Source organism: Pseudomonas sp. FG36, assembly GCF_057809275.1.
On record NZ_JBMDJQ010000032.1, the window covers coordinates 46,248 to 68,045 of the forward strand.

The window sequence follows — 21,798 nt, forward strand, 5'->3', positions numbered from 1 at the left end:
CCCGCTCCCCACACGTACCGGTGGGAGCGGGCCCCGCGATGTTTCGACTGTCAGTCCAGCAACTGTCGCAGCACTTGTACAAACGCTGCCGCGCTTTGCTCCTCCTGTTCATGCCGCCCTTGGCGCACCACCCACTGCCCGTTGACCATCACATCGCGCACCTGGCGATCAGAGCCCGCGAACAACCAGCGGTTGAGAATGGCATCGCCGTCGGCCACGGCCAGATACGGATCCTGCCCATCCAGCACCAGCCAGTCCGCCCGCTTGCCCACGGCCAGCTCGCCGATCGGCTGCCCCAGCGCCTGGGCACCGCCCAGTAGCGCGGCGTCGTACAAGGTGCGCCCAACCATCGGCTGATCGGCGCGATACAGGCGATTGCGCCGCTGGTCACGCAGGCGCTGGCCGTACTCAAGCCAGCGCAGTTCCTCGACCACGCTCAAGGACACATGGCTGTCCGAGCCGATACCCATCCGCCCGCCCTGGGCCAGGTAGTCCACCGCCGGGAAGATGCCGTCACCCAGGTTCGCCTCGGTGGTCAGGCACAGGCCGGCCACCGCGCCACTGCGGGCCATGGCGGCGACTTCGTCGGCTTCGGCGTGGGTAGCGTGGACCAGGCACCAACGCTGATCGACATCGACATGCTCGTACAGCCATTGCAGTGGACGGCGGCCGCTCCAGGCCAGGCAGTCATCGACTTCCTTCTGTTGCTCGGCAATGTGGATATGGATCGGGCAGGATTTGTCGCTGGCACCGAGCACATCGGCGATCTGCCCCGGTGTCACGGCGCGTAGCGAGTGGAAGCACAGTCCCAGCGCCTGCGCCGACTGTTGTGCCAGCAATGGCGCTAGCTGCTGTTGCAGGCGCAGGTATTGTTCGGTTGAGTTGATGAAGCGCCGTTGCCCGTCATTGGGCGCCTGGCCGCCGAACCCGGCATGGCTGTATAGCACCGGCAGCAAGGTCAGGCCGATGCCGCTGGCGGCGGCGGCGGCGCTGATGCGCCGTGACAACTCGGCAGGGTCGGCATAGGCCTGGCCGTTCTGGTCATGGTGTACATAATGGAACTCGGCCACCGAGGTGTAGCCGGCCTTGAGCATCTCGATATACAGCTGGCGCGCGATCACTTGCAGTTGTTCCGGCGTGATCCGGCCGACCAGGCGGTACATCAGCTCGCGCCAGGTCCAGAAGCTGTCGTTGGGATTGCCGGCCACTTCCGCCAGCCCCGCCATGGCCCGCTGGAATGCGTGCGAGTGCAGGTTAGGCATGCCCGGCAGCAGCGGCCCGGCCAGGCGCTCGGCGCCCTCGGCGTCGGCATCGGCCATGATCGCGGCCAGCCGACCATCGGCGGCGACCTCCAGGCGGACATTGCGGGCCCAGCCCGAAGGGAGCAGGGCGCGTTCGGCGAAGTAGGCGGGCATTGGTGAAATCCTGTTATTGTTAACTTGTATATACATATACAGCCGTTTGCCTGCCGGGTAAACTCCGGCAAGCTACCGTTCACTCCAACCGCACAAGGATTCAACGCCGTGCCGACACTTCCTGTCTCCGCGCTGGTTGCCCAGATGGGCGAAGGGCCGGCGCCGCTCTACGCCCGGGTGAAACAGATGATCATCCAGCAGATCGAGAGCGGCAGCTGGCCGCCTCATCACCGGGTGCCATCGGAAAGCGAACTGGTCAGCGAGCTGGGCTTCAGCCGCATGACCATCAACCGCGCCCTGCGCGAACTCACCGCCGAAGGCCTGCTGGTGCGCATGCAGGGCGTCGGCACCTTCGTCGCCGAACCCAAGAGCCGCTCGGCGCTGTTCGAGGTCAACAACATCGCCGACGAGATCGCCGGGCGTGGCCACCAGCATAGCTGCCAGGTGATCAAGCTCGCCGAGGAAGCCGCCGGCTCCGAGCGCGCTCTGGCCCTGGACATGCGCGAAGGCCAGCGGGTCTTCCACTCGCTGATCGTGCATTACGAAAATGGCGTGCCGGTGCAGATCGAGGACCGCTACGTCAACGCCGCCATCGCTCCGGATTACCTCAAGCAGGATTTCACCCGGCAGACGCCCTACGCCTACCTGTCGCAGGTGGCGCCGCTCACTGAAGGCGAGCACGTGGTCGAGGCGATCCTCGCCGAGCCTGAAGAATGCAAACTACTGCAGATCGAGCGGGGCGAGCCGTGCCTGTTGATCCGCCGTCGCACCTGGTCGGGACGCCAGCCGGTCACCGCTGCGCGCCTGATTCACCCCGGTTCCCGTCACCGTCTGGAAGGACGATTCAGCAAATGACCCAGTTGCAGCTGTTGCGTGCCCAGGATTATCCGCGCATGCCCTGGAAAAACGGTGGCGGTTTCACCGAAGAGATCACCCGCGACGCTGGTGACAGCCTGGACGGTTTCGGCTGGCGCCTGTCGATCGCCGATATCGAGGAGTCCGGTGGTTTTTCCAGCTTCACCGGGTACCAACGGATCATCACCGTATTGCAGGGCGATGGCATGCGCCTGCTGGTCGATGGCCAGGCCAGCCGGCCGTTGCTGCCGTTCGACGCCTTCGCCTTCAATGGTGAAAGCCAGGTGAGCTGCAAGCTGCTGGGCGGGGCGATTCGCGATTTCAACCTGATCTATGCGCCGCAGCGGTATCGGGCACGGTTGCAGTGGTTCGATGGTTCGAATCGGTTGTTCAGCTCGGCTTCGACGGTACTGCTGTTTGCCGCCAGCACCCATGTCGAGGTGGGGCTGGCTGGGGAGGACGCGCAGCAGCTTGGGCGCTATGACTGCCTGCGTGTCGATGGCAATGAAGGGTTGCTGGAAATGGATGTACAGGGGCGATTCTGCCTGATCGAGCTGATTTCACACTGATCTGTCACCGCTGAAGGGGGCTGCTGTGCAGCCCATCGCTGGCAAGCCAGCTCCCACATGGGCCAAGTGAACCCTGTGGGAGCTGGCTTGCCAGCGATGGGGTGCGTAGCGGCCCCTTTTTCGTTTTTCATCCGAGGAATGGTCACTCTTTTTTGGTTGCCTATGCTTGTACATACAAGTAAAGGTGTGTTTGTATAGTCACCACGACACACACATGCCGTCGGACGACCGCAGAGGACATCCCCGTGACTGACAACAACAAGTACCGTGACGTAGAAATCCGTGCCCCGCGTGGCAACAAGCTGACCGCCAAGAGCTGGCTCACCGAAGCTCCGCTGCGCATGCTGATGAACAACCTCGACCCGCAGGTCGCCGAAAACCCGAAAGAGCTGGTGGTGTACGGTGGCATCGGCCGCGCCGCGCGCAACTGGGAGTGCTACGACAAGATCGTCGAGACCCTGACCCGCCTGGAAGACGACGAAACCCTGCTGGTGCAGTCGGGCAAGCCGGTCGGCGTGTTCAAGACCCACAGCAACGCCCCGCGCGTGCTGATCGCCAACTCCAACCTGGTACCGCACTGGGCCAACTGGGAACACTTCAACGAACTGGATGCCAAGGGCCTGGCCATGTACGGCCAGATGACCGCCGGCAGCTGGATCTACATCGGCAGCCAGGGCATCGTCCAGGGCACCTACGAAACCTTCGTCGAGGCCGGCCGCCAGCACTACAACGGCAGCCTCAAGGGCAAGTGGGTACTGACCGCGGGCCTGGGCGGTATGGGCGGCGCCCAGCCACTGGCGGCAACACTTGCCGGCGCCTGCTCGCTGAACATCGAGTGCCAGCAGAGCCGCATCGACTTCCGCCTCGAGACCCGCTACGTCGACGAGCAGGCCACTGACCTGGACGACGCCCTGGCGCGCATCGCCAAGTACACCACCGAAGGCAAGGCCATCTCCATCGCCCTGCACGGCAACGCCGCCGAGATTCTGCCTGAGCTGGTCAAGCGTGGCGTGCGCCCGGACATGGTCACCGACCAGACCAGCGCCCACGACCCGCTCAACGGCTACCTGCCGGCCGGCTGGACCTGGGAGCAGTACCGCGACCGTGCTGTGACCGACCCGGCAGGCGTGGTCAAGGCCGCCAAACAGTCGATGGCCGTACATGTACAAGCCATGCTCGACTTCCAGAAGCAGGGCATCCCGACCTTCGACTACGGCAACAACATCCGCCAGATGGCCAAGGAAGAGGGCGTGGCCAACGCCTTTGACTTCCCGGGCTTCGTCCCAGCCTATATCCGCCCGCTGTTCTGCCGCGGCGTCGGCCCATTCCGCTGGGCCGCGCTGTCCGGCGATGCCGAAGACATCTACAAGACCGACGCCAAGGTCAAGGAACTGATCCCCGACGACGCCCACCTGCACCGCTGGCTGGACATGGCCCGCGAGCGCATCAGCTTCCAGGGCTTGCCGGCGCGCATCTGCTGGGTTGGCCTGGGTCTGCGCGCCAAGCTGGGCCTGGCGTTCAACGAGATGGTGCGCAGCGGCGAGCTGTCGGCTCCCGTCGTCATCGGCCGTGACCACCTGGACTCGGGCTCGGTATCCAGCCCCAACCGCGAAACCGAAGCCATGCGCGACGGCTCCGACGCGGTCTCCGACTGGCCGCTGCTCAACGCCCTGCTCAACACCGCAGGCGGCGCCACCTGGGTTTCGCTGCACCACGGCGGTGGCGTGGGCATGGGCTTCTCCCAGCATTCGGGCATGGTTATCGTCTGCGACGGTACCGATGAAGCCGCCGAGCGCATCGCCCGCGTACTGACCAACGACCCGGGCACCGGCGTGATGCGCCACGCCGACGCCGGCTACCAGGTCGCCATCGACTGCGCCAAGGAGCAGGGCCTGGACCTGCCGATGATCACCGGCTGATCGCCGCGCTTTGGATCGCACCCTTCACGGGTGATACTGAACAACAAGAAGGGGGCCATGGCCCCCATGCGATTGGAGTAGCGAAGTGACCGAATTGACCCTCAAGCCCGGCACCCTGACCCTGGCCCAGCTGCGCGCCATCCACGCCGCGCCCGTGCGCCTGCAGCTCGATGCCAGCGCCGCGCCCGCCATCGACGCCAGCGTCGCCTGCGTCGAGCAGATCATCGCCGAAGACCGTACCGCCTACGGCATCAACACCGGTTTCGGCCTGCTGGCCTCGACCCGCATCGCCAGCCACGACCTGGAAAACCTGCAGCGCTCGCTGGTGCTGTCCCACGCCGCCGGTATCGGCGCGCCGCTGGACGACGACCTGGTGCGGCTGATCATGGTGCTCAAGATCAACAGCCTCAGCCGTGGCTTCTCCGGCATCCGCCGCAAAGTCATCGATGCGCTGATCGGCCTGGTCAACGCCGAAGTCTATCCGCACATCCCGCTGAAAGGTTCGGTCGGCGCCTCCGGCGACCTCGCGCCGCTGGCGCACATGTCGCTGGTGCTGCTGGGCGAAGGCAAGGCCCGTTACAAGGGCCAATGGTTGCCGGCCACCGAAGCCCTGGCCGTCGCCGGGCTGGAGCCACTCACCCTGGCCGCGAAAGAGGGCCTGGCCCTGCTCAACGGCACCCAGGCCTCCACCGCCTACGCCCTGCGTGGCCTGTTCCAGGCAGAAGACCTGTACGCCGCGGCCATCGCCTGTGGCGGCCTGAGCGTCGAGGCGGCGCTGGGTTCGCGCTCGCCGTTCGATGCGCGCATCCATGAAGTGCGCGGCCAGCGTGGCCAGATCGACACCGCCGCCTGCTTCCGCGACCTGCTGGGCGACTCCAGCGAAGTCTCGCTGTCGCACAAGAACTGCGACAAGGTGCAGGATCCGTACTCCCTGCGCTGCCAGCCGCAAGTCATGGGCGCCTGCCTGACCCAGATCCGTCAGGCCGCCGAAGTGCTGGGCATCGAAGCCAACGCCGTGTCGGACAACCCGCTGGTGTTCGCTGCCGAGGGCGACGTGATCTCCGGTGGCAACTTCCACGCAGAGCCGGTGGCCATGGCCGCCGACAACCTGGCCCTGGCCATCGCCGAGATCGGCTCGCTGAGCGAGCGCCGCATCTCGCTGATGATGGACAAGCACATGTCCCAGCTGCCACCGTTCCTGGTGGAAAACGGTGGTGTGAACTCCGGCTTCATGATCGCCCAGGTCACCGCTGCCGCCCTGGCCAGCGAGAACAAGGCGCTGTCGCACCCGCACAGCGTCGACAGCCTGCCGACTTCGGCCAACCAGGAAGACCATGTGTCGATGGCCCCGGCCGCCGGCAAGCGTCTGTGGGAAATGGCCGAGAACACCCGTGGCGTGCTGGCCATCGAATGGCTGGGTGCCTGCCAGGGCCTGGACCTGCGCAAGGGCCTGAAGACCTCGGTCAAGCTGGAACAGGCGCGCCAGGCGCTGCGTCGCGAAGTGCCGCACTATGACCGCGACCGTTTCTTCTCGCCGGATATCGAGGCGGCTGCCGCGTTGCTGGCCAAAGGCACGCTGACCGGGCTGCTGCCGGTGGGCGTCCTGCCAAGCCTGTAACGCCCTCGGGGCCGCTTTGCGGCCCAGGGGCGGCAAGCCGGCTCCCACAGCTGCTTGTGTGGGAGCCGGCTTGCCGGCGATTGGGCTGCGCAGCAGACCCATCCCGATATCACGACCAGAACAACAATAAGGACGTGACATGCAACAAGCTCAAGGTCTCAAGCGCGGGCTATCGGCCCGGCACATCCGTTTCATGGCGCTCGGTTCGGCAATCGGTACCGGGCTTTTCTACGGTTCGGCCTCGGCCATCCAGATGGCCGGCCCGGCCGTGCTGCTGGCCTACCTGATCGGCGGCGCCGCGGTGTTCATGGTCATGCGCGCCCTCGGCGAAATGGCCGTGCACAATCCGGTGTCCGGCTCCTTCGGCCACTACGCCAGCACCTACCTCGGTCCCATGGCCGGCTTCATCCTCGGCTGGACCTACGCCTTCGAGATGGTCATCGTCGCCATCGCCGACGTCACGGCCTTCGGGATCTACATGGGCTTCTGGTTCCCCGAGGTGGCACGCTGGATCTGGGTACTCGGTATCGTCTTCCTGATCGGCGGCCTGAACCTGTGCAACGTGCGGGTGTTCGGCGAGATGGAGTTCTGGCTGTCGCTGCTCAAGGTCGGCGCCATCGTCGCGATGATCCTCGCAGGTCTCGGCATCATGGCCTTCGGCTTCAGCCAGGTGGGCAGCGGGCACGCCGTCGGGGTGAGCAACCTGTTCGAACATGGCGGCTTTATGCCCAATGGCGTCAGTGGCCTGATCGCCTCGTTCGCCGTGGTGATGTTCGCCTTTGGCGGCATCGAGATCATCGGCGTCACCGCAGGTGAAGCGAAAGACCCGCAACGCGTGATCCCGAAGGCGATCAACGCCGTGCCGTTGCGCATCCTGCTGTTCTACGTGCTGACCCTGTTCGTGCTGATGTGCCTGTACCCCTGGCCGCAGATCGGCAGCCAGGGCAGCCCGTTCGTGCAAATCTTCAGCAACCTGGGGATTGGCTCGGCGGCGGCGGTGCTTAATATCGTGGTGATTTCGGCAGCCATTTCCGCGATCAACAGCGACATCTTCGGCGCTGGCCGGATGATGTACGGCCTGTCCCAGCACGGCCAGGCGCCGCGTGGCTTTGGCAAGCTGTCCAGGCACGGTGTGCCGTGGATGACCGTGGTGGTGATGGGCGCGGCATTGCTGGTGGGCGTGCTGCTCAACTACCTGATCCCGGAGAACGTGTTCCTGCTGATCGCATCGATCGCCACCTTCGCCACCGTGTGGGTGTGGCTGATGATCCTGGTCACCCAGGTGGCCATGCGTCGCAGCATGAGCCGCGAACAAGTCGCCCAGCTCAAGTTCCCCGTGCCGTTCTGGCCCTATGGCCCGGCCATGGCCATTGCTTTCATGCTGTTCATCTTCGGTGTGCTGGGTTACTTCCCGGATACCCAGGCGGCATTGATCGTCGGTGTTATCTGGGTCGTGTTCCTGGTCGCTTCCTACCTGCTGTGGTGCAAGCCGCGCGCAGGCGATGGCGAGCCGGTTCGCGAGCCTGCCGAGCTGCACCGCTGAGTCTTACAAGGAGATCCTGATGAGAACCCTCTGGCAGCACTGCCATGCGGCAACCATGGCCGAGGGCCGCTACTCGATCATCGAGGACGCGGCGATCGTTACCAGCGCAGGCCTGATCGAATGGATCGGCCCGCGTGACGAGGTGCCGCCAGTGGCGGCCGATCGCATCGTCGATCTCGGCGGTGCCTGGGTCACCCCGGGGTTGATCGACTGCCACACCCACGCGGTGTTCGGCGGCAACCGCAGCGGCGAGTTCGAGCAGCGCCTGCAAGGCGTCAGCTATGCCGAGATCGCGGCCCAGGGCGGCGGCATCGCCAGCACCGTGCGGGCTACCCGTGCCGCCAGCGAGGACGATCTACTGGCCAGTGCCCGTCAGCGCGTCCAGGCGCTGATGCGCGACGGCGTGACCACGATCGAGATCAAGTCCGGCTACGGCCTGGACCTCGAGAGCGAGCGCAAGATGTTGCGTGTCGCCCGGCGCCTGGGCGAGGAACTCCCCGTGACCGTGCGCAGCACCTGCCTGGCGGCCCATGCCCTGCCGCCCGAATATGCGGGGCGGGCTGACGACTACATCGCCCATATCTGCGACGTCATGCTCCCGGCATTGGCTGCCGAGGGCCTGGTGGACGCGGTGGATGCGTTCTGTGAACACCTGGCGTTCTCCCCAGCCCAGGTCGAGCGGGTATTCATCAAGGCTCGTGAGTTGGGACTGCCGGTGAAACTGCACGCCGAGCAACTGTCGTCGCTGCACGGTTCGAGCCTGGCGGCGCGTTACCACGCACTGTCGGCCGATCACCTGGAGTTCATGACCGAAGAAGACGCCATCGCCATGGCAGAGGCCGGCACGGTGGCGGTGCTGCTGCCGGGGGCGTTCTACTTCCTGCGCGAAACCCAGCTTCCGCCGATGGATGCCCTGCGCCGTCACGGCGTGAAGATCGCCCTGGCCAGCGACCTCAACCCCGGCACCTCGCCAGGGCTGTCGCTGCGCCTGATGTTGAACATGGGCTGCACTTGTTTCCGCATGACCCCGGAGGAGGCTTTGGCCGGTGTCACCGTGCACGCCGCCACGGCGCTGGGCCTGGGTGACAGCCATGGCTCGCTGGAAGAGGGCAAGGTCGCGGACTTCATCGCCTGGCAGATTGAACGCCCCGCCGACCTCAGCTACTGGCTCGGCGGCGACCTGCCCAAGCGCGTGGTGCGCCTGGGCCATGAGATATCCAATTGAGCGAGGGCATATGGACAAGGTATTGAGTTTTCACCAGGGCCGTCTGCCGCTGCTGATCAGCATGCCCCACGCCGGGCTGGGCCTGACCGACGCGGTGCGCGATGGCCTGGTGGACCAGGCGCGCAGCCTGCCGGACACCGACTGGCACATCCCGCGCCTATACGACTTCGCCCGCGACCTGGGCGCCAGCGTGGTGGCGGCGGAGTATTCGCGTTTCGTCATTGACCTCAACCGGCCGGATGACGACAAGCCACTGTATGCCGGTGCCACCACCGGTCTGTATCCGGCCACGTTGTTCGAGGGCGAGCCGCTGTTCAAGGACGGGCTGGAACCGACTGGCGAGCAGCGCAAACAGTACCTGGAGCAGATCTGGCGACCTTACCACGACACCATCCGCAACGAGCTGGAGCGTCTGCGCGAGCACTTCGGCTACGCCCTGTTGTGGGATGCCCACTCGATCCGCTCGTTGATCCCGCACCTGTTCGACGGCAAGCTGCCGGACTTCAACCTTGGCACCTTCAACGGTGCAAGTTGCGACCCGGAGCTGGCTCGACGGCTGGAGGGCGTATGTGCTGAGGCGCAGGGCTACAGCCATGTGCTCAATGGCCGTTTCAAGGGTGGGCATATCACCCGGCATTACGGCGATCCGGCGAACAACATCCATGCGGTGCAACTGGAGCTGGCGCAGAGCACCTACATGGATGAAGTGGAGCCTTTCACCTATCGCGAGCAACTGGCACAACCCACCCAGTCGGTCTTGCGCCGCCTGTTGGAAGCCACCTTGCAATGGGGGCGTGAGCGCTACGGGCGCTGACATGCAGTAATGGCCAGCGCCGTAGCTGCGGGCGCTGGCTTGCGGCTAGTGGTGCTCGGCGCGGATGCGCTGGGTCAGCTCGGCGATCAGGTTTGCCTCTTGTTGCTCGCGCAGAGCCTCCAGCGCACGGGTCGGCGCCTCCAGTTCATCCAGGCTGGCCTCTGGTTGGTCGTATTGCAGGTTGTTCACTGCGCTCTGGAACTTCGTTTCGATCCGCTCAAAATCGCCAGCGTAGGCCTCGCGCAGGTAATCGATCCAGAACGGCGTATAGCCGGCGAACGTCAGAAAGTCCTCCCCCTCCTCAGCCTCCCATATCCGTAACGCAGCATCCGTGGCATCTGCCGAACTCACGTCGGCACCGAACATCATTTCGTCAGCCGGGCTCAGCAGGTCCAGGCGCGAGGCCAGCAGACGCCGATAAGCCAGGCGGACTTCGGCGGCATCCTGGTGCAGTGACCTGGCGCTGGCGATTTCGTCGAGGCGCTCTTGGCGGAAATGGCGGCGCAGCAAACGATAGAGGCGCGACTCGCGACCCGCCCCGGTCGTATCCAGGGCAGTCTGGGCAATCATGTGCATCTGCTCGACCTGCTGGAACTGCAGCAAGATCCCGTCCGGGCAGGTGCCTTCGCGGATGGCCTCGGCAGCAATCGCATCGAACACCTCACGTTCATCTGGCTGGTTCGCTGCCATTGCCAGGATACGCCAGACACGCTCTATGATGGCTGGCCTGGTGTCGGTGTTGCGATAGGGCACGGCGGTTGTCAGCTGGGTGATCAGTTGCAGCAGGTTGTCCGCATCACCGGCCTGGCGAATTTGCTGCCACTGCGCGTCCCGTGACTGGCGCAAGCTGCCGGCACCCTCAAGCCAAGGGCTGGCATCCATCTCTAGCATCGGCGTCCAGGGGGCAAAGCCATGGCGATGGTAGCTGCCGGTACTGCCCGTACTACCGAGGCTGCCCAGCGAGCTGCCGAAGGCAACGCCAGGCTCGATACCCATCGGCGACGCGCTGAGAATGTCGAAGGGCAAGTCCATGTCGAAGGTGAAGGTCCGATCGTAGCGCTGTGACAGGTGCGCCGCGCGCATCGTCGCGGGGGTCAACGGGTTGTCGGTCAACAGGATGGCAGTGCTGCCGAACGTGCTTGGCGGGTTTTCGAGAATCGTCTGGGGCAGGGTGGTCAGGCGGTTTTCCCGCAGGTCCAAGGTGTACCTGGGCATCAGGTTGTCCAGCCAGGCCGGCCAGCTTTCCAATCCCATGTTGCGCAGTGCAAGGCGATCAAGGCGTGGGGCCATACCGTTGAGGCTGCTCAGGCTCGCACTCAACACGTTGCCAGAAAGGTCCAACTCTCGCAGGGCTGGGATGCGAGCGATGACGCGCATGGCCTGGTTGTCGATTACCAGGGCTTGGTCGAGCACGCTCAACCTGCTGAGCGAGGAGAGGCGGGTCAGAGCTTCAGGCAGCCTGGCGAGTGGACGGATGTGGCCGTCAAGAGTCAGCTGGGTGATGTGGCTAAAGCGCGCGATCCACAGGTCCAGTTGCTCTGCGGTGGCTTGAGCACGGGTAAGCCTGATGATGTCGACACAACGGATGAAGAAGTCCGGCAGCGTAGGCGGGCAATCCTCCGGGTTGAAGGCGTCGAGGTGCCAGGGAGACATGGAGTCGTCGCGAGCTCGCCGCTCCCAGAAGTCGAGGATTGACTGGCTGACCTGGGTCCTGGCGATGATTACCTGGTTATCCAGCGACACCGATGTGCCGGAAGGCTGGGTCCATTGATCCATGGCTTCGCGCAGGCTTTGGTATTCGTCGAGGACGCGATGGCTGCCCAGACTGAACTGGAATCGGCGACGCAGGCTGGTCTGACTGTGATGCATGTCCAGCAGTTGCCCGACGCGTATGGTATTGCCATCGAGCAGGATCCGCGTTTGGGCGTTGGCGCCATCGGCATTGACCGACAGCGATGGGGGTACCCGGGTGAGGCTGTTTTCACGCAACGATAGCGTTCTGATCCTGTCCAGCGCCGCCTCGTTCAGCCAGTCTGGCCAGCGATCCAGGAGCATGCGATCAAGTCCGAGGTAGTCCAGGCAAAAGTCAGGGAAATCGAACGTGGCCGCGGTGGCGAAACGGTTGCCGCTCAGGTCCAGATGGCGTAGTTGATCGCGCGAAGCGAAGCGCTCGATGTCCAGTGGATAGAGGGTGAAATTTTGGTTGATCAGTCTCAGCTCGATAAGGTGGGGGAAGCTTCTGACGATCAATGGCAGACAGTTGGCGAATTCCGAGTTACCAGCGAGTGCGTCATAGCCACGCTCGATCTCGAGAGCGGTCAGATTGGGGAAGTGTTGAAACACATCGTTCAACTGCGCTTCGTAATCCGTCCAGGTCAAGGCGCCGTTGCTGGAATGGTCGAGCGCGACGTCGATCAGTTGCAAGCGATTGACCCGGGCTTCGATGAAATCAGGTAGCTGCCGGGGGAACTCTGCGATGAACATTCTCGACAGTCGAAGTGTACCGACCGAGGTCTCGAGTTCCGGTACTGCACTGTGGATCCAGTGCTGCCACAAGGCCAGTTCGATTTCTTCGCGATTGGCGCTCCGAGCCCCTAGGCCTGAGATCCGACCAGGCCCGGTGAAGGCTGCATTCAGGTACCGGCGCAGCTCCTGGCGCTCGGCTCGGAGTTGCTCGGCGCGCACCTGGATCTGCTCAGGTGTTTGCCCGGCGGATTCCAGTGCGCTGAGGACCCGTTCGGCCGAAACAGTGAACTCCGGTGCCAGCTTCATCTCTTCGAGCTTGCTCAGCAGCTGGGCTCTGTCCGGCGTTTCCGGTAGCTTGCCCCCACCGCTCAGGCGGTAGCCGAGGCGCCCGTCGGCGAGGCGCATTGGCGAACGCGGGCCAGGACGTTGCATCTTGAGTGCCTTGCGCAATGCCCAGCGTGAAATCGGCGCCTTTCTGATGCGTACAGAGAGGGTTTGCGCGTCGGTAATATCGTGGGGGGCCAACGCTTGGCGCTGACCTTCGGGGAGTGCTGCGAACAGTGCTTCGAACAGGGAACTGTACGTGCTCGACGCTCGTTGCGGGGTTTGCGCTGTGAGGTTGTACCCCTGAGGCGTGTGAGTGATGATCCTTGCAGGCATGTCATCGACGCCTATGCGGTCGATGCGGCTTGCCGGCAGCGTACCTCGGTGTAGCTCGATGGTCGTGTCAGCTTGCCAGCCCTGGAGTGCTTGCATCGAGTGGAGGATCAGTCGATCGGTATCCGGATTGTCTACCGATTGCAGGTAAAGGCCTTCGAAAGCACGTGCGAGCCTGACCTGCTGTTGGATCAGACGGATCTCCTCAGCGATGCGCAGAGGGACTTTCCCGGCGCTCAAGGTTCTGAATTCGGTGGTGGTGGCGTGGTGCAGGAGCTCTTTGATACACGCAACGGGCAGGCGTGGGTACACATGGCCGAGTACTGCTGCCCCTGGGCCCAGGCTGGTGGGCAACTGACGATAGCGTTCGGTGAATGCCGCCAGGCGTTCGTTTCGAGAGGCATCGGGCATAGCCTCCAGCGTTTCTCGATCCAGAGTGAAGCGAGTCAGGCTGTCCTCGAGCAGCGCCGGGATGGGATGGCTGTCGCTTAACGCCCGGCGCAAGACGGCTTCGTCGATACCGCTCACCCGCAGGATGCGCTCGGCATCCTGCTCGTCGAATCGCGCGGCGAGATTACCAATGCGCTTGAACAGTTGCGTGCCGTGCCATTCTCTTGGGCGATCCAGTGCGTGCAGCCACGCGCCTGCGCCGTTGTGGCGCAGGGGCGGTTCGTAAGCGAGTTTGTTGCTGGGGTGCTCTATCCTGTAGGTACCGACTTCGGGTGCCCATTTTAGTGAGTAGGATTTACCCTCCAGATTTAGCCAAATCTTGTTGTTCTTACGATAGAGCCCCAGCTCATCCGAACTGCCTGGCGGAGTGGATACCTCGGGATGCTCGAAGGGGGTCAGGTCGGGGCGCCACAATCGTGTGCTGCCGTCTGGCAACTCAACCTCCACCAGTTCCTCGATGAATGATGGGGTTTCGACAGGAATCGGCTCCGGCGTTGGATCTGGAATCGGCTCTGGTGTCTCTGTCATGGTCGGATTGACCACGCCGCCCAGTTCAGCCCTGATAGCGCGGCCCCCGCCGCGGTAATCGCGATAAGTGCGACGTTTTCCATGACGTCCACCAGGTAGGCGAAGGCTTGCTGGTGGTCGTCATTGGTCCAGCTTTCGACGCCTTCATAGACTTCGTGACCCAATTGCAGGAGGGTGGCCGCCATCATCAGATAGCCCACCTCTGGGATGAAGAATCCCACGATAGTCAGGGCATTGAAGGCAATTGATTCGAAATAGGCCAGGCGCTCATGGAAGGTCTTGGCGTCCATGGCCGCGGTGGGTACAGCGTGAAACCTGGCATCGTCACGTAGCCTGGTGAAGTTCTGGTAAATCATCTCAGCCCTGAACGGACGATTGAACGCTCGGGGTACGATGGGCAGCTCTGCATTCAGGTCGGGAACGCGCTCGTATATGTTTTTCAATGTGAATGTCATGGGCATCAGGCGATCCTGAACCTTTCTGCTTAGATCCGTCTTGTGTGCATCGGGGATGTGGCGCGTGATAACCGCCAGGTCCTGCACGATCGCATCGCGCAAGTGCGTCTGCAGCGCAAAGAGAGTAGGGAACTCGACCAAGGGGGTATCGGTGGCTTGGGGCGTGTAGAGCACCACGGTTTGGCGGTTGGCGAACTTGATCAGCACCATGCCCGTCAGCTCTACCTGCCAGAGCTTGAGGAAACTGAAATTCGCCTGGGGCTGCGGGAGGCTGTCCAGCGTTTCCAGCGACGTAGCCAGAAGGGTGTCGTAGGTGTATTGGCTGACCTGTTTTTGCAGAAAGGCAGAATGCAAGCTTTGCCTGAATATCGAAAGCTCGACCTGACCCAACGTGTCCAGCACTGGCGCTTGGACGGTGAGCCGGTCCTGCCATGTAACCTCGGTGCCCGGTGATGATTCTGGTTGGGGGTAGTAAATCCTGTCGATAAGGGCGTGATACTGCCCGCCGAGGTCGAGCTCCCGACACATCGCGGCGAAGGCTACGGGGTCGATGTCCACCACGTTCTTGAAGGGTGGGCCGTTCATGTAGCCGCGTTGGTCAAGAATGACCGAGCGCATTTGCGGCGTCGGCACATCCATGCCGCCGGACTTGGCCGATTTGCTCTCGAAGTTTTGGAGCGCATGGTGTTTGAGCGAGCGAACGAAGTTTTCTGGCTCCGCGGCACCCTGTTGGTGCTGGTGGGCATAGCCGACGGCATCGAATAAAAAGGTCTTCGATACATCGATCTCCAGATTGAACTCTTTTTTGATAGCGTCGCCGAGCTTCTCTATGGCGAACGTTTCAAGTGGAGGCAGGGCGGCCAAAAGTGCTTGCGCCGCGAGCGTGCTCCTCTGAAAGCGCTCATGCTCCTGTGCCAGCGCTTTGGCTACCTCGGGGTAGCGCAGGCATCCGGCCGCAAACGATGCGGGGGCGGACTTGAGTGCGGTGCGCAGGTCCTTGAACATCGCCGCAGGCTCTGTTTTCAGCCATGCGGGCATCTTGCGTTCGATCAGGTCTTGATGGGGCGGTGATTGTGTAAGCATGCTCAGGTCCTTGCTCAGGTTGGCGTTGCTCGCACTATCGCCGCCATTGGCTCCGGAAAATGGTATCTATGTGTGATGGCGAGACGCGAAGCATGCTCAAAGCGCAATTCGGGTTTATGATGGCCCACGGCCGAACCAAACCTCACACGGAGTGCGCGATGCAGACCCTCTACCCGCAGATCAAACCCTACGCCCGGCACGATCTGGCCGTGGAAGCGCCGCATGTGCTGTACGTCGATGAAAGCGGCTCGCCGGAAGGTCTGCCCGTGGTGTTCATCCACGGCGGCCCAGGCGCCGGTTGCGACGCCCAGAGCCGTTGCTACTTCGATCCCAACCTGTACCGCATCATCACCTTCGACCAGCGCGGCTGTGGCCGCTCCACGCCCCACGCGAGCCTGGAGAACAACACCACCTGGCACCTGGTCGAGGACCTGGAACGTATCCGCGAGCACCTTGGCATCGACAAATGGGTATTGTTCGGCGGCTCCTGGGGATCCACCCTGGCCCTGGCCTATGCCCAGACCCACCCCGAGCGCGTGCATGGGCTGATCCTGCGCGGGATCTTCCTGTGCCGTCCGCAGGAAATCAGCTGGTTCTACCAGGAAGGTGCCAGCCGTCTGTTCCCGGATTACTGGCAGGACTACATCGCACCGATTCCACCGGAAGAGCGTGGCGACCTGGTCAAGGCCTTCCACAAGCGCCTGACCGGCAACGACCAGATCGCCCAGATGCACGCGGCCAAGGCCTGGTCCACCTGGGAAGGCCGTACTGCCACCCTGCGGCCGAACCCGTTGGTGGTCGACCGCTTCTCCGAACCGCAGCGCGCCCTGTCCATCGCCCGTATCGAATGCCATTACTTCACCAACAATGCGTTCCTCGAGCAGGACCAGCTGATCCGCGACATGCCGAAGATCGCCCATCTGCCGGCGGTGATCGTGCATGGCCGCTACGATGTGATCTGCCCGCTGGACAACGCCTGGGAGCTGCACCAGGCCTGGCCGAACAGTGAGTTGAAGGTGATCCGCGACGCCGGTCACGCCGCCTCCGAGCCGGGCATCACCGACGCCCTGGTGCGCGCCGCCGAGCAGATGGCTCGCCGTCTGCTCGACCTGCCCCTGGAAGAGGCATGAAAGGGCTGATCCAGCGTGTGCGCGGCGCACGGGTGGAAGTGGCGGGGGAGATCGTCGGGGCCATTGACCAAGGGTTGCTGGCGCTGGTGGCGGTCGAGCCTGGCGATTCGCCCGAGCATGCCGACAAACTGCTGCACAAGCTGCTGAACTATCGAGTGTTCAGCGACGAGCAGGGCAAGATGAACCGCTCGCTCAAGGATGTCGGCGGTGGCCTGCTGCTGGTGTCACAGTTCACCCTGGCCGCCGACACCCGCAACGGCATGCGCCCGAGCTTTTCGACGGCCGCGCCACCGGCACTTGGCGCTGCGCTTTTCGACTATCTTTTGAATCAGGCACAAGGTCAGCACCCGCAGGTGGCCAGTGGTCGCTTCGGCGCTGACATGCAGGTGCATCTGGTCAATGATGGCCCGGTAACATTTATGTTACAAATATGAGGTCAAAAAACCCTTTGTTTGGCGAAAACAAGGGGTTTTGTACGATAAATAGTTTGTTCAGCCTGATGCGTTGTAACGCGACCTGCTGGATAATCGCGCGCTGCATGAACCTGCGTTCGCAGGTTCGTTTCACTTTGACTCGAGCATTGTCAGGATCCGTTTGGGGAATCATTACGCCCTCACGGGGTCCGAACAGTGCTCGCCAACCCGGCATTTGTCGCTGGCCGTTGGTTTCATGATCTGTTTTCGGCGAGGATTGCTCGTGATTGTAAGCCCCTGTATTGCACCTAGAATCCCCGGTACCCGGCTGCGCAAGGCCCTGTTGGCCGGCGTGGCGCTGGTCGGCCTGATGAGCGCGGGCCAGCTGTGGGCATTCAATCTGGACGATGTTGCAGCCAAGGCAAAGGATCTGGCCGGTCAGAAGTTCGAGGCACCGAAGAGCAACCTGCCGCCGGTGTTCCGCGACATGAAGTACGCCGACTACCAGAAGATCCGCTTCCTGCAGGAAAAGGCCGAGTGGGCCAAGGACAAGACGCCGTTCAAGCTGTCCTTCTATCACCAGGGCATGCATTTCGACACGCCGGTGACCATCAACGAGATCACCGCCAACAAGGTCAAGGAAATCAAGTACGACCCGAGCCGCTTCGAGTTCGGTGACGTGCCCCATGACGCTGATGCCACCAAGAACCTCGGCTATGCCGGTTTCCGTGTGCTCTACCCGATCAACAAGGCCGACAAGCAGGACGAGATCATGACCCTGCTTGGCGCCAGCTACTTCCGCGTGGTCGGCAAAGGCCACCGCTATGGCCTGTCGGCCCGTGGCCTGGCCATCGACACCGCGCTGCCGTCGGGCGAGGAATTCCCGCGCTTCCGCGAATTCTGGATCGAGAAGCCCAAGCCGAACGACAAGCACCTGGTGATCTACGCACTGCTCGACTCGCCGCGCTCCACCGGTGCCTATAAGCTGACCCTGCGTCCGGGCGAGGACACCCTGGTCGACGTCAAGTCGCGCGTCTACCTGCGTGAAAACGTCAGCCGTCTGGGCATCGCCCCGCTGACCAGCATGTACCTGTTCGGCCCCAACCAGCCCTCGAAGGTGATGAACTACCGCCCGGCCCTGCACGACTCCGAAGGCCTGGCTATCCATGCCGCCAACGGCGAGTGGCTGTGGCGCCCGCTGAACAACCCGAAACACCTGGCTGTGAGCAACTTCAGCGTCGAGAACCCGCGTGGTTTCGGCCTGCTGCAGCGCCAGCGCGCCTTCAGCGACTACGAAGACCTCGACGACGAGTACGAAAAGCGTCCTAGTGCCTGGATCGAGCCGAAGGGTGATTGGGGCAAAGGCACCGTCGACCTGGTCGAGATTCCGACCGCCGACGAGACCAACGACAACATCGTGGCATTCTGGAGCCCGGAAAAGCTGCCTGAGCCAGGCAAGGCGTTCGAATACGACTACCGCCTGCGCTGGACCATCAAGGAAGACCAGCTGCACCCGCAGGAACTGGGCTGGGTCAAGCAGACCCTGCGCTCCGCCGGTGACGTCAAGCAGTCCAACCTGATCCGCCAGACCGACGGCAGTGTTGCCCTGCTGGTCGACTTCATCGGCCCGAACCTTGCGGCGTTGCCGGCGGACACCGCCGTGCGCAGCCAGGTCAGCGTCGGCGACAACGCCGAAGTGGTCGAGAACAACCTGCGTTACAACCCGGAAACCAAAGGCTGGCGCCTGACCCTGCGCCTGAAGGTGCAGGATCCGAAGAAGTCCACCGAGATGCGCGCCGCGCTGCTGCGTGACGTGCCGGTCGAGCAACCGAAGCCCGCCAAGGAAACCAAGCAGGACAAGGCCGCGGCCAAGCACGCCCACGCCAAGGCTGAGAAAGCCAAGGCCGAGCAGGCTGCCGAGCAACCCGCCGCCGACGCGGCATCCACCAACGGGGCCCCGGCCACCACCGAGAAGGTGCTGACCGAGACCTGGAGCTATCAGTTGCCTGCCGATGAGTAACTCAAGCGCAAGGCCGGAATCGCTTGGCGAATACCTGGCCCACCTCCCCCTGAGCGACGAGCAACGCGCGGAACTCGCCCGTTGCACTTCGTTCAGCGAGCTGCACCAACGCCTGGCGGCCAACCCGGCCGCCGCCACCGCCGAGGCCGTCCAGGCTTCGGTGGGGGCCCGTCTTACCGTAGGCAGTGCCGCCGAACTGGAAGAGGCCGAGATGCTCGGCGTCGATGGCAGCGGCCGCCTGTGCCTGAAGATCGCCCCACCGATCAAACGCACCAAGGTCGTGCCCGAGCCGTGGCGCACCAACGTGCTGATCCGCATGTGGCGGCGCATGACCGGCCGCACCAACGCCCCGCAGCCGCCCAAGCGCGAGCTGCCGCCGGCGCGCTGGCGCACGGTCGGCTCGATCCGCCGCTATATCCTGCTCACCCTGATGATCGGCCAGACCATCGTCGCCGGCTGGTACATGAAAGGCATCCTGCCGTACCAGGGCTGGTCGTTCGTCGACCTCGACGAAGTCATCCACCAGCCGCTGTGGGACACCGTGGTGCAGGTGTGGCCGTATGCGCTGCAGACGTCCATCCTGATCCTCTTCGGCATCCTGTTCTGCTGGGTGTCGGCGGGCTTCTGGACCGCGCTGATGGGCTTCCTCGAGCTGCTCACCGGGCGTGACAAGTACCGCATCTCCGGCAGCAGCGCCGGCAACGAGCCGATTCCCGCCGAGGCGCGTACCGCGCTGGTGATGCCGATCTGCAACGAAGACGTGCCACGGGTGTTCGCAGGCCTGCGGGCGACCTTCGAGTCGGTGGCCGCCAGCGGCAACCTCGATCGTTTCGACTTCTTCGTGCTCAGCGATACCAACGACACCGATATCGCCGTGGCCGAACAACAGGCCTGGCTGGACGTGTGTCGCGAGACCAAGGGCTTCGGCCGCATCTTCTACCGTCGCCGCCGGCGCCGGGTGAAGCGCAAGAGCGGCAACCTCGACGACTTCTGCCGTCGCTGGGGCGGCGATTACAAGTACATGGTGGTGCTCGACGCCGACAGCGTCATGAGCGGCGAGTGCCTGAGCAGCCTGGTGCGCCTGATGGAGGCCAACCCGGATGCCGGCATTATCCAGACCGGGCCGAAAGCCTCGGGCATGGATACCCTCTATGCGCGCATGCAGCAGTTCGCCACCCGCGTGTACGGCCCGCTGTTCACCGCCGGCCTGCACTTCTGGCAGCTGGGCGAGTCGCACTACTGGGGCCATAACGCGATCATCCGCATGAAGCCGTTCATCGAGCACTGCGCCCTGGCGCCGTTGCCAGGCAAGGGCGCGTTCGCCGGTGCGATCCTTTCCCACGACTTCGTCGAAGCCGCGTTGATGCGCCGCGCCGGCTGGGGCGTGTGGATCGCCTACGACCTGCCGGGCAGCTACGAAGAGCTGCCGCCTAACTTGCTCGACGAGCTCAAGCGTGACCGTCGCTGGTGCCACGGCAACCTGATGAACTTCCGCCTGTTCCTGGTCAAGGGCATGCACCCGGTGCACCGCGCGGTGTTCCTCACCGGGGTGATGTCGTACCTGTCGGCACCGTTGTGGTTCCTGTTCCTGGTGCTATCGACCGCGCTGCTGGCGACCAACACATTAATGGAGCCGCAGTACTTCATCGAGCCGTTCCAGCTCTACCCGCTGTGGCCGCAGTGGCACCCGGAAAAAGCCATCGCGCTGTTCTCCACCACCATCGTGCTGCTGTTCCTGCCCAAGCTGCTCAGCGTCATCCTGATCTGGGCCAAGGGCGCCACCGAGTTTGGCGGGCGCATCAAGGTCACCTTGTCGATGCTGATGGAGATGCTGTTCTCCATGCTGCTGGCACCGGTGCGGATGATCTTCCACACCCGCTTCGTGCTGGCCGCGTTCCTCGGCTGGGCCGCGACCTGGAACTCGCCGCAGCGTGACGACGACTCGACCCCGTGGAGCGAGGCGGTGCGTCGCCATGGTCCGCAGACCCTGCTGGGCATTGCCTGGGCCGGCCTGGTGGCCTGGTTGAACCCGAGCTTCCTGTGGTGGCTGGCGCCGATCGTCGGCTCGCTGGTGCTGTCGATTCCGGTTTCGGTGATCTCCAGCCGTACCCGCCTGGGCCTGGCGGCCAAGGACGAGAAGCTGTTCCTCATCCCTGAGGAGTACGCAACGCCGCAGGAACTGCTGGCCACCGACCAGTACACCCACGAGAACCGCTGGCATGCCCTGCACGACGGCTTCGTCCGGGCCGTGGTCGACCCACGCCAGAACGCCCTGGCCTGCGCCATGGCCACGGCGCGTCATGGCCAGGCGGCGCCGATCGAGGCGCTGCGCGTAGAGCGCGTGGCCAAGGCGCTGGAAGTGGGGCCACAGGGCCTGGACCTGAACACCCGCCTGGCGTTGCTCAGCGACCCGGTGGCGCTGTCGCGCCTGCACGAGCAGGTATGGGCCGGGCACCACACGGCGTGGATCGATGTGTGGCGCGCTTCCATCGCCAACGATCCGCACTCGCCGTTGCTGCCGCTGCATCCGGAGCACGTGGTCCAGCCAGCACTGGCTTGATTGCGTCGCACCGATAATCGCGGGGCAAGTCGGACCGCCGCATTGCCGCTCCCACGCCGTATCAGCGCTGCGTGGGAG

14 protein-coding genes are annotated in these 21,798 nt (G+C 63.8%); 11 read left to right on the top strand and 3 right to left on the bottom strand.

Going from position 1 to position 21,798, the window contains the following annotated elements; translation table 11 throughout:
* Positions 1-50: 50 nt before the first annotated feature.
* A complete protein-coding gene (locus ACODS9_RS21035) occupies positions 51-1,415 on the bottom strand; it encodes a formimidoylglutamate deiminase (protein ID WP_401107409.1) in 1,365 nt (454 codons plus the stop codon).
* Positions 1,416-1,559: 144 nt separating this feature from the next.
* Between ACODS9_RS21035 and hutC the strand changes: the two genes are divergently transcribed.
* From hutC to hutG, 7 genes are all read left to right on the top strand, one after another.
* Positions 1,560-2,270, top strand: a complete 711-nt coding sequence (gene hutC, locus ACODS9_RS21040) for a histidine utilization transcriptional repressor HutC (RefSeq protein ID WP_167659468.1) — start codon at positions 1,560-1,562, stop codon at positions 2,268-2,270.
* Complete coding sequence (locus tag ACODS9_RS21045; protein WP_401107411.1) at positions 2,267-2,839, top strand: HutD/Ves family protein; 573 nt, start codon at positions 2,267-2,269, stop codon at positions 2,837-2,839. Before hutC ends, ACODS9_RS21045 begins: the two co-directional genes overlap by 4 nt.
* A gap of 245 nt (positions 2,840-3,084) precedes the next feature.
* Positions 3,085-4,758 carry a urocanate hydratase gene (hutU, locus tag ACODS9_RS21050; protein ID WP_489094675.1) on the top strand — a complete coding sequence of 558 codons (1,674 nt, stop codon included), beginning with the start codon at positions 3,085-3,087 and terminating at the stop codon, positions 4,756-4,758.
* Between the two features lie 85 nt (positions 4,759-4,843).
* Positions 4,844-6,376, top strand: a complete 1,533-nt coding sequence (hutH, locus tag ACODS9_RS21055) for a histidine ammonia-lyase (protein WP_046853895.1) — start codon at positions 4,844-4,846, stop codon at positions 6,374-6,376.
* A 139-nt stretch (positions 6,377-6,515) separates the two neighbouring features.
* On the top strand, positions 6,516-7,919 hold the full coding sequence (locus ACODS9_RS21060; RefSeq protein WP_046853896.1) for an amino acid permease: 1,404 nt from the start codon (positions 6,516-6,518) through the stop codon (positions 7,917-7,919).
* 19 nt (positions 7,920-7,938) lie between these two features.
* The gene (gene hutI / locus ACODS9_RS21065) at positions 7,939-9,144 is read left to right on the top strand and encodes an imidazolonepropionase (protein WP_367857745.1); all 1,206 of its coding nucleotides are present in this window, start codon (positions 7,939-7,941) and stop codon (positions 9,142-9,144) included.
* Between the two features lie 10 nt (positions 9,145-9,154).
* Entirely contained in the window at positions 9,155-9,958 is an 804-nt protein-coding gene (gene hutG, locus ACODS9_RS21070; RefSeq protein ID WP_489094676.1) for an N-formylglutamate deformylase, read from the top strand.
* A 45-nt stretch (positions 9,959-10,003) separates the two neighbouring features.
* Here the strand turns inward: hutG and ACODS9_RS21075 are convergent, their stop codons facing one another.
* Positions 10,004-14,059, bottom strand: coding sequence for an NEL-type E3 ubiquitin ligase domain-containing protein (locus ACODS9_RS21075; protein WP_489094677.1), 4,056 nt, complete (start codon positions 14,057-14,059; stop codon positions 10,004-10,006).
* Entirely contained in the window at positions 14,056-15,597 is a 1,542-nt protein-coding gene (locus ACODS9_RS21080; RefSeq protein WP_489094678.1) for a dermonecrotic toxin domain-containing protein, read from the bottom strand. Before ACODS9_RS21080 ends, ACODS9_RS21075 begins: the two co-directional genes overlap by 4 nt.
* 158 nt (positions 15,598-15,755) lie before the next feature.
* On the opposite strand from ACODS9_RS21080, the gene pip reads away from it, so the two are divergent.
* The 4 genes from pip (at position 15,756) to mdoH (ending at position 21,720) form a co-directional block, all read left to right on the top strand.
* A complete protein-coding gene (gene pip / locus ACODS9_RS21085; RefSeq protein WP_401107425.1) occupies positions 15,756-16,727 on the top strand; it encodes a prolyl aminopeptidase in 972 nt (323 codons plus the stop codon).
* Complete coding sequence (dtd, locus tag ACODS9_RS21090; protein WP_046853901.1) at positions 16,724-17,161, top strand: D-aminoacyl-tRNA deacylase; 438 nt, start codon at positions 16,724-16,726, stop codon at positions 17,159-17,161. Before pip ends, dtd begins: the two co-directional genes overlap by 4 nt.
* A gap of 262 nt (positions 17,162-17,423) precedes the next feature.
* The gene (locus ACODS9_RS21095) at positions 17,424-19,160 is read left to right on the top strand and encodes a glucan biosynthesis protein G (RefSeq protein ID WP_401107431.1); all 1,737 of its coding nucleotides are present in this window, start codon (positions 17,424-17,426) and stop codon (positions 19,158-19,160) included.
* On the top strand, positions 19,153-21,720 hold the full coding sequence (mdoH, locus tag ACODS9_RS21100) for a glucans biosynthesis glucosyltransferase MdoH (protein ID WP_489094679.1): 2,568 nt from the start codon (positions 19,153-19,155) through the stop codon (positions 21,718-21,720). Before ACODS9_RS21095 ends, mdoH begins: the two co-directional genes overlap by 8 nt.
* The last annotated feature ends 78 nt before the right edge of the window (positions 21,721-21,798 follow it).